We start from the raw sequence: 13,255 nt of genomic DNA on the forward strand, positions 1-13,255 counted from the left end.
TCAGCACTCGATCACATTCACGGCGAGGCCTCCTCGGGAGGTTTCCTTGTACTTGGTTTTCATGTCGGCTCCGGTGTCGCGCATGGTCTTGATCGCCTTGTCCAGCGAGACCTTGTGGCTGCCGTCCCCGTGCAGGGCCAGGCGGGCCGCGTTGATCGCCTTCACGCTGGCGATCGCGTTCCGCTCGATGCACGGGATCTGCACCAGGCCGCCCACGGGATCGCAGGTCAGGCCCAGGTTGTGCTCAATCCCCACCTCGGCGGCGTTCTCCACCTGGGCGGGCGTTCCGCCGAGCACCTCGCAGAGCCCGGCCGCAGCCATCGAGCAGGCGGAGCCCACCTCGCCCTGGCACCCCACTTCGGCACCGGAGATGGAGGCGTTCAGCTTGAACAGGATTCCGACGGCGGCCGCCGCCAGCAGGAAGCGGACCACACCGTCGTCGTCGGCCCCTGGAACAAACTTCACGTAGTAGTGCAGGACGGCCGGCACGATCCCCGCGGCCCCGTTGGTGGGGGCGGTGACGATCCGGCCGCCGGCGGCGTTCTCCTCGTTCACGGCCAGGGCGAAGAGGTTCACCCATTCCATGGCCAGCAGCGGATCCGCCGGTGCCTGGACGGGCGACGGCGACGCTGCCGCTGCTTCGGCGGTGGCGGCCGAGGCCGTCAGGGTACGGAACAGGGCGGGAGCGCGGCGGGTGACGTTCAGCCCGCCGGGCAGGATGCCTTCGGCGTTGCAGCCGTTCTCCACGCATTCGCGCATGACGGCCCAGAGCCCCAGCAGCTGTTCGCGGAGTTCCGCTTCGCTGCGCCAGGTGAGTTCGTTGGCCAGCATGACCTCGGAGATGGACATGCCTTCACGGCTGCAGATCTGCAGGAGCTCATCCGCCGTGGAGAACGGGTACGGCAGCACGGTGTCGTCCGGCACCACCTTGTCCGCCCCCTCGGCGTCGCCGTCCACCACGAAGCCGCCGCCGATCGAGTAGAAGCTCCGCTCGCTCAGCACGGCGCCCGCATGGTCCAGGGCGCGGAAGGTCATGCCGTTGGGGTGTGCGGGAAGGGACTTGCGCCGGTGGAGCACCACGTCCTCTTCCCAGTTGAAGTCCACCCGGTGCGCCCCGGCGATGTGCAGTTCCGCGTCCAGCGCGGCGGCTGCCACCTGGTCCTCGGCGGTGGCGGTGTCCACGGTTTCCGGATCCAGGCCCTTCAGCCCCAGGACCACCGCTTTGTCCGAACCGTGGCCGCGGCCGGTGGCGCCGAGGGAGCCGAACAGTTCGGTCTGGACCCTTGCGGTGGCGGCCAGCTGGCCGTCGCCTTTCAGTCCGTCCGCGAACAGCTTCGCCGCCCGCATCGGGCCCACCGTGTGTGACGAGGAGGGCCCGATGCCGACGGAAAAGAGGTCAAGGACGCTGAGCGCCATCAGGGGACCTCTGGCGAGGCGTACTCCCGCATGGCGTCCAGCAGCCACCGGCCCAGGAACTCGGCGAAGGAAGCACGGGGGAAGATCCGGAAGGACTCGTCACCGGTCTTCCACAGGATGGCGGGAATGTTCGCGATTTCCGTGGAGAAGGCGGTGCCGGCCTTGAAGACCCGCGGGTGCAGGTCCAGTGAGCAGCCCTTTTCCAGGACGTCGCGGGCACGGGGGCCCGTCAGTTCGAACGTGGTCCGGTTGGCGGACAGGTCCACCACCTGGCCAGCGTCGCCGCCCAGCGCCTCCCGGAGGGCGGGGATGAGGTCTCCGCCGAGGGATTCGTGCGCCTCTGTGGGTGCCACCACCAGGAATTCTGCGGGGCCGAGCCACAGGACGGACACGTCGCCGCTGCCGGCAACAGCACCGGAACGGGCGGGGAGGCCGCCGGTGACACCGGCCAGGCGCTCCGCCGCAGCGGATCCGGCGAGGGCCCGGAGGCCCACCATGGTCAGGAAGGGCACCTCGGAGATCTCAACGGTGCCGGCCAGGGAGCCGGCCGCGAACCCGTCCGCCAGCTGGCGTGCCGGGCTGACGCGGGCGGCGAGGTTCTTCTCGGCGTTGGCCTGTGCGGAGGTCGGGGATGCTGCTGTTTCAGCCATCTTTACGGGTCCCTTCAGAGTCAAAAAGCACTGTTTCTGCCACAACCACGTCCACCAGCTGGTCGCCGGCGGCTGCCACCAGCGTTTCGCCGATGCGGTTGCGTCCGTTCTTGATCAGGGCCAGGCCGAACGAGCGGCCCAGCGCTGCGCTGTGGTAGCTGGAAGTGACGAACCCTTCCATCGGCACGGGGCCGTAGGCGGGGTTGGTGGAGCGTCCCTTCTCCACCAACTGGGTGCCTTCGGGCAGCCGCAGCGTGCCGTCCACCGGGAGGACGCTGACCAGGTGCTTGCGGTCCTCGCGCTGGGCATCGGACCGGGTGTAGGAGCGCTTGCCGATGAAGTCCTTGACCTTGGAGACGATCCATTCCATGCCGGCGTCCTGCGGGGTGACGGTGCCGTCGGTGTCCTGCCCCACGATCGGGTAGCCCTTTTCGGCGCGCAGCACGTGCATGGTTTCGGTGCCGTAGGGGGTGATGTTGAATTCGGCCCCGGCGGCGGCCACGGATTCCCAGGTGTTCAGCCCATACCAGGCCGGAACGTTGATCTCGTAGGCAAGTTCACCGGAGAACGAGATCCGGCAGATCCGGGCCCGCACGCCGGAGGCGAGGGTGGTTTCGCGGAACGTCATGAACGGGAAGGCTTCGGCGTCCAGGCCGCCGTTGGCAGCCAGCTCGGGGGCTACCTTGGCGATGACCTCACGGGACTTGGGCCCCACGACGGCAATGGTGCTCCACTGTTCGGTGACGGAGGTGCACTGCACGTCCAGTTCCGGCCACTCGGTCTGCAGCCATTCCTCCAGCCAGTCCAGCACCTTGGCGGCGCCGCCGGTGGTGGTGGTCATGAAGTAGGTTTCGTCGTCCACGCGGAGGGTCACGCCGTCGTCGAAGATCATCCCGTCCGGGGTGCACATAACGCCGTAGCGCGCCGAGCCTGGGGCGAGCTTCTTGAACGCGTTGGTGTACATCCGGTTCAGGAACTCCCCCGCGTCCTTGCCGCGGATTTCGATCTTGCCCAGGGTGGTGGCGTCCATGAAGCCCACGGATTCGCGGACGGCGGCGCATTCGCGCAGCACGGCGGCGTCCATGTCCTCCCCGGCCTGCGGGTAGTACCAGGGCCGCTTCCACTGTCCAACGTCCTCGAACAGGGCGCCCTTGGCCACGTGCCAGGGGTGGATGGAGGTGACGCGGGCGGGATCGAACAATTCCCCGCGCTGGCGTCCGGCCAGGGCGGCGAAGGCCACCGGGGTGAACGGGGCGCGGTAGGTGGTGGTGCCGATGTCGCCGATGCCGCGGGAGGCCTCGCCGGCGGTGCGCAGGGCTGCGGCGATGACGCCGATGGCGTTGACGCCGGAGGTCTTGCCCTGGTCATTGGCGGTGCTGATGGAGGTGTACCGCTTGATGTGTTCCACCGAGCGCATGCCTGCACCGGTGGAGCGGAGGACGTCCGCCACGGACTGGTCGCGCTGGAAGTCCACGAAGTGGTGGTGCCAGTCATCCGGGGTGCCGCTCTCACCCGGGACCAGCCACAGCTGGCGGGTGGGGGCGGAGGCCTTCGGGTCGCCGAACACGGAGGGTTCGACGACGGATTCGAAGCCTGCGGCGATGGCCGCCCTGGCGCCGGCGGAGATGCCCTCCGCAACGCAGTCTTCGGTGGCGAAGGAGCCACGGCCGGCGCCGATGGTCTGCTGGGCGGGGACCTCGGTGCTGGGCACGAAGGCTGCCAGCTCCTCGTCCCAGCGCAGCTTGCCCTGGCGCTGGGAGTGCAGGTGGACCAGCGGGCTCCAGCCGCCGGACACAGCCAGCAGGTCTGCTGCGATCTGTTCGACGCCGGAGGTGAGCTCGCCGTCGTCGTTGATGCTGCGGACGGTGACGCCGTCCAGGCGTCCGTCGGCGCCGGCGGAGGTGTTGGCCACTGCACTGCCGATCAGCACCCGGATTCCGGATTCGACGGCGGCAGTTGCCGCTGCGGTCAGGGCCGGGCGGGCATCCACCACGGCGGCGACCTTGACGCCTGCGGCGGCGAGGTCGGCTGCGACGGCGTAGGCGCTGTCATTGGTGGTGCTGACCACCACGCGCTTACCGGCGGCCACGGCGTAGCGGTTCAGGTAGCTGCGCGCAGCGGAGGCGAGCATGATGCCGGGGCGGTCGTTGTTCTCGAACACCAGGGGGCGCTCGTGGGCGCCGGGGGCGACAACCACCTGGCTGGCACGGATGTGCCAAATCCGCTGGCGGGACACCCCTGCGGCTGCCGGGCTGGTGAGGTGGTCGGTGCGGTTCTGTACGGCGATGACGTAGTTGGCGTCGTAGGCGCCGAACGCGGTGGTGCGGTTCAGGACCGTTGATTCCGCCCCGGAGACCAGTTCGGCTTCGACGTCGGCCACCCATTCGAGGGCAGGCTTTCCCTCGATGGTCTCGGCGAGGCCGGGGGCGGTGGAACCGGAAAGCAGCGAGCCGCCGAGTTCGGGCTGGTCATCGAGCAGCATGACCCTGGCACCGGTGCGGACAGCCTCGCGGGCTGCGGCAAGCCCGGCAGGGCCGCCGCCGATCACCAGGACATCGGTGTGGACGTATTTCTTGTCGTATTCGGCGCGGTCGTCCTCCGGGTCCAGCTTGCCCAGGCCGTTGAGCAGGGTGGCCTGGAGGCCGTCCACCAGGGAGACGGTGGTGGCGGGCAGCATGGATTCGGCCACGTGGCCGGGGAAGCGGGCTTCCACGCGGACCAGGGCGTTGGATTCTTCCACACCGGCAGACATGATGCCGCGGGCGCGGTCCTCGTAGAGGGAGTTGCCGGCGGCGATGCGGCCGTTGGCCAGCAGTGCGGAGGCCAGGGTGTCGCCGGGGTGGCCGGTGAATTCCTCCCCGTCCACGGTGAAGCGCCAGGAGATGGTGCGGTCGATGCGGCCGCCGGTAGCCAGGCGGGCGTTCTGGGAAGTCACTTGGTCGCTCCTTCCGGGGCGGTGGTGCTGAGGATGCTCGTGGTGGAGGTGCTGGGTGCGGCACTTCCGGTAGTCGTGCTGTCAGGGCCGGTGCTGGCAGTCCCGGATTCGGGTGCGCCGGCCGGGGTGCGGTCGGGCCGCTTTGCCCCCATCGGGTAGACGGCCTTGATGTCATAGCTCACGGTGTCGCGGAGCATGTTGAACCACTGGCGGCACCCGGTGCTGTGGACCCAGCGTTCGGCGAAGATGCCCTTGGGGTTCTCGCGGTAGAAGAGGTAGCGGGACCATTCGGTGTCGCTGAGCTCGTTGGGGTTTTCGGGGTACGGGACGTGGGCCTGTCCCCCGTAGTGGAATTCGGTTTCGTCCCGCGGGCCGCAGTTGGGGCATGGGATCAGCAGCATGTGCGTTAGTCCTTTTCTGGTGGCGGCGGCTAGTGGGCCACGGCGGCGGCGCCGTGTTCGTCGATGAGGGCGCCGGTTTCGAAGCGGTCCAGCGAGAACGGCGCATTCAGCTTGTGCGGGGCGCCGGTGGCGATGGTGTGCGCGAAGGTCAGGCCGGCAGCGGGGGTTCCCTTGAATCCACCGGTTCCCCAGCCGCAGTTCACGAACATGTTGTCCACGGGGGTCAGGCCGACGATCGGCGAGGCGTCCAGGGTGGTGTCCACAATGCCGCCCCAGGTCCGGAGCACGTGGGCCCGGGCGAAGATGGGGAAGAGTTCGACGGCGGCCGCCATCTGCTGCTCGATCACATGGAAGGAGCCGCGCTGTCCGTAACCGTTGTAGGAGTCCACGCCGGCGCCCATGACCAGTTCACCCTTGTGCGCCTGCGAGACGTAGACGTGCACGTGGTTGGACATGACCACCGTGGGGTGGACGGGCTCGTGCAGTTCGGAGACCAGGGCCTGGAGCGGGTGGGACTGGATGGGGAGCTGGAAGCCCGCCATCTCAGCCAGGACCGAGCTGTGGCCTGCGGCGCAGAGGCCCACCTTTTCGGTGTTGATGGTGCCGCGGTTGGTCTTGACGCCCACCACGCGGTTGCCGTCCTTGACGAATCCGGTCACTTCGCAGTTCTGGATGATGTCCACGCCCATCTCGTCGCACTTGCGGGCGAAGGCCCAGGCCACGTGGTCGTGCTTGGCGATGCCGGCGCGGGGCTGGTAGGTGGCGCCCATGACGGGGTAGCGGATGTTGTCGCGGATGTTCAGGATGGGGCAGAGTTCCTTGACCTGCTGCGGGTCCAGCCATTCGGCGTCCACGCCGTTGAGCTTGTTGGCACCCACGCGGCGCATGCTTTCACGCACGTCGCCCAGGGTGTGGGCGAGGTTCATGACGCCGCGCTGGCTGAAGAGGAAGTCGTACTCAAGTTCTTCGGGCAGGATTTCCCAGAGCTTGAGGGCCTGCTCGTAGATGGCCGCGCTCTCGTCCCAGAGGTAGTTGGAGCGGATGATGGTGGTGTTGCGGGCCATGTTGCCGCCGGCCAGCCAGCCCTTTTCCAGGACGGCGATGTTGGTCATGCCAAAGTTCTTGGCCAGGAAGTAGGCGGTGGCCAGGCCGTGGCCGCCGCCGCCGACGATCACGGCGTCGTAGGAGGACTTGGGTTCCGGGTTCCGCCAGAGGAAGTCCGGGTGCTCCGGAAGGTGCTGGGTGCTCACTGGGCGGCTCCAATCAGGTCTGCCTCGATGCCGGCCAGGTTGGCGTCGGCGGAGAGATGCGGGTAGAGGGGGAACTTTTCGGCCAGGGCGGTCACGCGTTCCCGGAGTTCGACGGCGGTGTCCCCGGGGAGGGTGCCCGTGCCGGCGGAGGCAATCAGGGCCGCGGCGATGATGTCTGCTACCTCGGTGAACTCGGCGGCGCCAAAGCCGCGGGCGGCCAGGGCGGGGGTGCCGATCCGGAGGCCGGAGGAGACCATCGGCGGGCGGGGGTCGAAGGGGACGGCGTTGCGGTTGACCGTGATGCCGATCCGGTGGAGTGCGTCTTCGCCCTGCTGGCCGTCCAGTTCGGAGTTGCGGAGGTCCACCAGGACCAGGTGGACGTCGGTGCCGCCGTTGACCACGGAAATGCCTGCGGCTGCGACGTCTTCCTGGAGGAGGCGTTCGGCCAGCAGCTTGGCACCCTGCAGGACCCGCTCCTGGCGTTCCTTGAATTCGGGGGCTGCGGCGAGCTTGAAGGCCACGGCCTTGGCGGCGACGACGTGCTCCAGCGGACCACCCTGCTGGCCCGGGAAGACGGCGGAGTTGATCTTCTTGGCGTACTCCTCCTTGGCCAGGATGACGCCGCCGCGGGGACCGCCCAGGGTCTTGTGGGTGGTAGTGGTGACCACGTCCGCGTACGGAACGGGGTTGGGGTGCAGGCCGGCGGCCACGAGCCCGGCGAAGTGCGCCATGTCCACCATAAGGTAGGCACCCACGAGGTCGGCGATCCGGCGGAACTCGGCGAAGTCCAGCTGGCGGGAGTAGGCGGACCAGCCGGCCACGATCAGCTTGGGCTTGTGCTCCAGGGCCAGGGCTTCCACCTCGGCCATATCGATCCGCAGGTCCTCCTGGCGGACGTGGTACGGAACGACGTTGTACAGCTTGCCGGAGAAGTTGATCTTCATGCCGTGCGTCAGGTGTCCGCCGTGGGCCAGGGAGAGACCCAGGATGGTGTCGCCGGGGTTCAGCAGGGCAAACATGGCGGCGGCGTTGGCCTGCGCGCCGGAGTGTGGCTGCACGTTGGCAAACTCGGCGCCGAAGAGGGCCTTCACGCGGTCAATGGCCAGCTGCTCAATAACGTCCACGTGCTCGCAGCCACCGTAGTAGCGCTTGCCCGGGTATCCCTCGGCGTACTTATTGGTGAGCACCGAACCCTGGGCCTCCATCACGGCGGAGGGAGCGAAATTCTCCGATGCAATCATTTCCAGGGTGGACTGCTGGCGGTGCAGTTCCTGTGCCACAGCGGCGGCGACGTCGGCGTCGACCGTGGCAAGCGAGGCGTTCAGTACGTCCTGCATTGTTCTCCTTCAAGCCCTTCGGAGTTACTGATCCATAACTGATCCGTAACTGATATATTAGAACTGTCGTAATAGTATGTTTGAAATCACAGTTCCGTCAATAGCAACCCTGGGAGAGCTCGATTATGAGCGTCACATTGGAAAACAACCTTGTGGGCGAGGGTGACCTCTCGCTCTCCGAGCAGGCCTACCGCCACCTCCGCGACCGCCTCATCATGCTGAACATCCGTCCGGGCGAGGCAATCAACGACGGCAAGCTGGCCGCCGAACTCGGCATCGGCCGCACGCCGGTCCGGGAAGCGCTCAAGCGCCTGGAAAGCGACCACCTCGTCGTTTCCTACCCCCGCCGCGGAACATTTGCCACGATCGTGGACATCACCGAACTCGCCGACGTCTCGGAGCTGCGCGAGTCCCTGGAGCCGCTGGCCGCACGGCGCGCCGCCAAGCTGGCGACGCCGGCGCTGCGGGCGGAGATCCGGGAGACGGCGGCAGCGATCGCCACCATGGGCGATGACGACGACCCCTACGACCTCATGCGCTACGACATCAAGGTCCACCGGCTCATCTACCGGGCCGCGGCCAATCCGCACCTTGAAGATGTCCTGATCAGGTACGACAACCTGGCCACGCGCATCTGGTGCATGGTGCTGGAAAAGGTACCGTCAGTTGCGTCCCACATCGCCGAGCATGTGGAGTTGCTGGAGGCAGTGGCCGACGGCGACGCGGACAGGGCGGGCAAGCTCGCCCTGGATCACGTCACCAGTTTCGAACAGGCCATCCGCAACGTCCTGTAGCTTTATGCGGCCGGCCCTTCCTGCACGGTCCGGGGTCCGGAGCGGGCAGCCTTGGGGAAAATCGCTAAAGGCTCCCGCCTGATTTGTATCAATGCGGATTCGACGGCCCCCTGGACCACCGCGTCCGCGCCGAGGGTGCTCGCCACCAGGGCCGGGAGCGGCAGGCCGGTATCGGCGGGCAGCAGCCTGCGCGCATGCTCCAGGACCGGTCCGATCGCGCTTGAGATTCCGCCGGCAATGACCACCCGCTCAATGTCGAGCAGGCTGGAGAGGACTACGGCAATCCGGGCCAGCCGGGCACCAAGCCGGCCGATGATGTCCGCCGCCAAGGGATCGCCCCCGCGGGCGGCCTGGAACACGTCCTCGGCCTGGATGGCATCCCCGGACAGCTCCCGCAGGGAGGTGGTTCCCGCGTAGGACTGGATTTCCGCCCGGGCCCACTTCCGCGCCAGCGCCCCCAACCCGTCCGAGCCCCCGTCCCCGAGGCCCGGGCTGCTCTCGAACACGTCCAGGAAGCGCATTTCGCCGGCGCCGCCCTGGCGCCCGCGCAGCAGGCGCCCGTCCACGATCAATCCAGCACCAAAGCGTTCCCCGGACAGCAGGGTTGCCACGTTGGCCGACGGCTCCTGGGCCTGCTCTGCCACGGCGGCGAGGTTGGCGTCATTCTCGATACTGACCGCGCCCGGGAGCGCCTTGGCGAAGCCGGCATTCATGAGCTGCCAGAACTCCCCTCCGGCCGGAGACAAGCCGGCGGAGTCCACGGGCGCCGGAACGCCCACCACCGTCAGCAGGACGTCACTGGCGCCGCATCCCGCATCACTGAGTGTGCGGCTTATCAGTTCCTGCGCAGCCGCAACGCGTCCGGCCCGCCCCAGCGCATGCGAGTCGATGTTCCGGCGGCGCTTGCCAAGCTGACGGCCGCGCAGGTCTGCCACGAGGGCGGTGAGGCAGCTTTCGCCGGCGTCCAGTCCCACCACGACGCCCGCAGCCTCGCGAAGCTGGTAGCGGCGGGCCGGCCGCCCCTTGGAGGCGGGCACCCCGGCGCCGTCCACCACTTCCTCGAGCCACCCGGCGTCCACCAGCCCGTCACAGACGCCCAGCACGGTGGCGCGCGTGAGCCCGGTCGCGGCCATGGCCTCGCCCGCGGTAAACACCTGCTCCTGAAGGGCAAACCGCAACAGTGCTTCCGAATTGATTTGCCGTAACAGCTGGGTCGAGCTCGCCGTTGTTCCGTCCACCCCTTGACGATAGCCCCCCCATCCCCCATCCTCATATAGGACCTAAATATAAGATCCAAATAAATTCTCTTCGAAAGCCCATAGGAGCCGATGTTGCCACCTTTGACGCCTGCAGGGACGCGAGTCTCCCGACGCACTTTCCTCGCCGCTGCCGGAGGTTCGCTGGCCGCCATCGGCCTGGCCGGGTGCGCGCCGGCAGCTGCCGCCCCGACCATCACGTTCCACCAGTCGAAGCCGGAGGCGGTCCCGTACTTCCGCGACCTCGCGGCAAAGTTCACCGCGTCGCAGGACCGGTATCGCGTCCTGCATGACATGGCCACAAATCTTTCCGCCAGCTTTGTCCGCAGCAGTCCCCCGGACCTCGGCTGCCTCAACTACAACCTCGAGATGGCACGGTTCATGGAACGCGGGGCCCTCGCTGACCTCTCCGACCTGCCGGAAGCGGGCTCCATTCGGGACGACGTCCTGGACCTCACCAACTGGTATCCCACCTACCCTGGCCGCACCAGTGTTATCCCCTACTCGGTCATGGCCGCCTCCGTGATCTATAACCGCCGTATCTTCGAAGCAAACGGCCTCTCAGTCCCCACCACCTGGGATGAACTCATCGAGGTGTGCGAGCGGCTCAAGGCAGCTGGAATCACGCCCATCTACGGAACGTTCCGGGACCCCTGGACCATTGCGCAGGGCCTCTTCGACTACACGGTGGGCGGCATGGTGGACGTGCGGGGCTTCTACCAGTCCATGCACCAGGTGGGCGAAAAAGTTGGGCCCGATTCCGAGGTCTCGTTCCAGAAAACCCTGCTGGAGCCCGTCCGGCGCATGGTCCAGCTGAAGAAGTACGTCAATCCCGACGCCGCCAGCCGGGGCTACGGGGACGGCAACACCGCCATGGCCCAGGGGCAGGCAGCGATGTATTTCCAGGGTCCGTGGGCCTTCGGGGAAATCGAAAAGGCCGCAACCGACCTTGACCTCGGCACCTTTCCGCTGCCCATGACCGACAACCCTGCCGACCTCAAGGTCCGCGTCAACATCGACCTCTCGCTCTGGGTCCCCCAGGTTTCGAATGGCCAGCAGGGCGCACGGGCCTTCCTCCAGTACCTGATGCAGCCGGAGATCCAGAACCCGTACAACGCCAAGTTCCTGGGCTTTGGCACCGTCAAGGATGCCCCGCCGGTCACGGACCCGCGGATCACCGAGATGCAGAAGTACTACGACGAGGGCCGCTTCTACATGGGCGCCTCCCAGTTCATCCCCAACACGATTCCGGCCGCCAACTACATCCAGTCGATCATGGGCGGCGCTGATCCCGAGGCCACGCTGCGCCGGATGGACGCCGACTGGGCCCGCCTGGCTTTCCGCGCGTAACCACACTTCCGATCCAAGGCACGAAACGAGGACCATCCATGTCATCAATGACGAGACCTTCGACCAGGGCGGTGGTGACGGCGCCCCCAGCGGCCAAGGCACCACGGGCGCGCAAAAGCCGTGTTGATCCGCTCTACTACTTCTTCCTCTTCCCTTCCCTGGCGATCTTCACGCTCGCCGTCACGCTGCCTGCCGTGCTGGGCTTCGTGTACAGCTTCACCAACTCCGTGGGGTTCGGCGACTTCCAGTTCATCGGCTTCCGGAATTTCATCGCCGTCTTCCAGGACGACGGCATCCTTGGGTCCTACGGCTTTACGCTGGCGTTCTCGCTGGTGACGGTCATCCTGGTGAACATCGTGGCCTTCCTCCTGGCGCTGGGACTCACCTCCCGGGTCCGCTTCCGGGCCGCCCTGCGCACGGTGTTCGTGATCCCGATGGTGATCTCCGGCATCGTCATCGCTTTCGTGTTCCAGTACCTCTTCTCCAATTCGCTGCCGTTGCTGGGCCAGGGGCTGGGAATTGAGGTGCTCTCCTCAAGCATCCTGGCGAACCCGGATCTTGCCTGGGTGGGGATCGTTTTCGTCACCGCGTGGCAGTCGGTTCCCAGTGCCATGCTGATCTACATCGCCGGCCTCCTGACCGTTCCGCCGGAGGTGTACGAGGCCAGCTCCATTGACGGCGCTTCGCCCTGGCACAACCTGCGGCACATCACCCTTCCCCTGGTCGCCGGGTACGCGGTCATCAACACGGTGCTGGGCTTCAAGAACTACCTCAATGCCTACGACATCATCGTCGGCCTCACCGACGGCGGCCCCGGCGTCTCCACCCGCAGCGTAGCCATGGCGATCTTCCGCGGTTTCGAAGGCGGCGACTACGCCTACCAGATGGCCAACGCCGTAATCTTCTTCCTCATCAGCGTCGCCATTGCACTTATCCAGCTTCGTTTCACCCGCAGCAAAGGAGGGATCGCAGCATGAGCAACGCGACCCAGACCATCCCAGCACAACCACTGGCCACCGGGAAGCGCCGGTTTGGCGGCGGCCCGGAACGCACCAACTGGCCGGCCACTGCCATCCTGATCCTCTGCACCCTCGGTGTGCTCGTCCCGCTGTATGTCACCATCAGCATGGCGTTCAAGACCACGGGACAGGCAGTGGACGGCAACGCGTTCTCCCTGCCCAGCCCGTTGACCCTCGACAGCTTTGTCCAGGCCTGGACACTCACCAACTTCCCCCGCGGCTTCATGATCTCCGTGTTCGTGTCCGTCACCGCCGTCGCCGGCGAGATTGTTGTATCGGCGCTGGCAGCCTACGCAATCGTCCGCAACTGGGACCGCAGGGTGTTCCGCTGGTCGTTCTTCTACCTGCTTGCGGCAATGTTCATCCCCTTCCCCGTGGTGGCGCTGCCGCAGATCCAGCTCACGGGGTTGGTAGGACTGGACAACCCGCTGGGCGTCGCAATCCTGCACATCGTTTTTGCCCTGGCGTTCAACACGATGCTGTTCACGGCATTCCTGCGCTCCATCCCCCTGGAACTGGAGGAGAGCATGCGCATGGACGGCGCCGGAACGTGGCAGGTCTTCTGGAGGCTCATCTTTCCGCTGCTCGGCCCCATGAGCGCCACCGTCGGCATCTTCGCCTTCATCGCTTCGTGGAACGACTTCATGATGCCCTCCCTCATCATCTCCGATCCGGAACTGCAGACCATCCCGGTGCTCCAGAAGATGTTCCAGACGCAGTTCAGCAACAGCTACAACGTTGCCTTCGCCTCCTACCTGATGGCGATGGCACCGGCCATCGTCGTGTACCTCTTTACCCAGCGCTGGGTCATGTCCGGCCTCACCCAGGGCGCCGTCAAGTAACCTCC

At 66.8% G+C, this 13,255-nt stretch carries 11 protein-coding genes; 4 read left to right on the plus strand and 7 right to left on the minus strand.

Going from position 1 to position 13,255, the window contains the following annotated elements; translation table 11 throughout:
* From HNO81_RS03895 to glyA, 6 genes are read right to left on the minus strand one after another with little or no spacing between them, the layout of a single operon-like run.
* On the minus strand, nt 1-1,416 hold the full coding sequence (locus HNO81_RS03895; RefSeq protein ID WP_175316822.1) for an L-serine ammonia-lyase: 1,416 nt from the start codon (nt 1,414-1,416) through the stop codon (nt 1-3).
* Nucleotides 1,416-2,066, minus strand: a complete 651-nt coding sequence (locus tag HNO81_RS03900) for a sarcosine oxidase subunit gamma (RefSeq protein WP_175316823.1) — start codon at nt 2,064-2,066, stop codon at nt 1,416-1,418. Before HNO81_RS03900 ends, HNO81_RS03895 begins: the two co-directional genes overlap by 1 nt.
* The gene (locus tag HNO81_RS03905) at nt 2,059-5,001 is read right to left on the minus strand and encodes a 2Fe-2S iron-sulfur cluster-binding protein (protein ID WP_175316824.1); all 2,943 of its coding nucleotides are present in this window, start codon (nt 4,999-5,001) and stop codon (nt 2,059-2,061) included. The genes HNO81_RS03900 and HNO81_RS03905 overlap by 8 nt, the downstream gene beginning before the upstream one ends.
* Nucleotides 4,998-5,402, minus strand: a complete 405-nt coding sequence (locus tag HNO81_RS03910; RefSeq protein WP_175316825.1) for a sarcosine oxidase subunit delta — start codon at nt 5,400-5,402, stop codon at nt 4,998-5,000. The genes HNO81_RS03905 and HNO81_RS03910 overlap by 4 nt, the downstream gene beginning before the upstream one ends.
* Before the next feature lie 29 nt (nt 5,403-5,431).
* Nucleotides 5,432-6,652 (minus strand): sarcosine oxidase subunit beta family protein, encoded by a 1,221-nt coding sequence (locus tag HNO81_RS03915; protein WP_175316826.1) that lies wholly within the window; start codon nt 6,650-6,652, stop codon nt 5,432-5,434.
* The gene (glyA, locus tag HNO81_RS03920) at nt 6,649-7,989 is read right to left on the minus strand and encodes a serine hydroxymethyltransferase (RefSeq protein WP_217509076.1); all 1,341 of its coding nucleotides are present in this window, start codon (nt 7,987-7,989) and stop codon (nt 6,649-6,651) included. Before glyA ends, HNO81_RS03915 begins: the two co-directional genes overlap by 4 nt.
* 125 nt (nt 7,990-8,114) lie before the next feature.
* Here glyA and HNO81_RS03925 point away from each other — a divergent pair, with 125 nt between their 5' ends.
* On the plus strand, nt 8,115-8,783 hold the full coding sequence (locus HNO81_RS03925) for a GntR family transcriptional regulator (RefSeq protein ID WP_175316827.1): 669 nt from the start codon (nt 8,115-8,117) through the stop codon (nt 8,781-8,783).
* Nucleotides 8,784-8,785: 2 nt separating this feature from the next.
* On the opposite strand, the gene HNO81_RS03930 is transcribed toward HNO81_RS03925, so the two are convergent.
* Complete coding sequence (locus tag HNO81_RS03930) at nt 8,786-9,961, minus strand: ROK family protein (RefSeq protein WP_217509077.1); 1,176 nt, start codon at nt 9,959-9,961, stop codon at nt 8,786-8,788.
* Nucleotides 9,962-10,111: 150 nt separating this feature from the next.
* On the opposite strand from HNO81_RS03930, the gene HNO81_RS03935 reads away from it, so the two are divergent.
* From HNO81_RS03935 to HNO81_RS03945, 3 genes are read left to right on the plus strand one after another with little or no spacing between them, the layout of a single operon-like run.
* Nucleotides 10,112-11,389, plus strand: coding sequence for an ABC transporter substrate-binding protein (locus HNO81_RS03935; protein ID WP_175316829.1), 1,278 nt, complete (start codon nt 10,112-10,114; stop codon nt 11,387-11,389).
* 38 nt (nt 11,390-11,427) lie between these two features.
* On the plus strand, nt 11,428-12,366 hold the full coding sequence (locus HNO81_RS03940) for a carbohydrate ABC transporter permease (RefSeq protein ID WP_175316830.1): 939 nt from the start codon (nt 11,428-11,430) through the stop codon (nt 12,364-12,366).
* The gene (locus tag HNO81_RS03945; protein ID WP_175316831.1) at nt 12,363-13,250 is read left to right on the plus strand and encodes a carbohydrate ABC transporter permease; all 888 of its coding nucleotides are present in this window, start codon (nt 12,363-12,365) and stop codon (nt 13,248-13,250) included. Before HNO81_RS03940 ends, HNO81_RS03945 begins: the two co-directional genes overlap by 4 nt.
* The last annotated feature ends 5 nt before the right edge of the window (nt 13,251-13,255 follow it).

The sequence above is a fragment of the Pseudarthrobacter sp. C4D7 genome (assembly GCF_013359725.1).
In the GTDB taxonomy this organism is placed as follows: Bacteria; Actinomycetota; Actinomycetes; order Actinomycetales; family Micrococcaceae; genus Arthrobacter.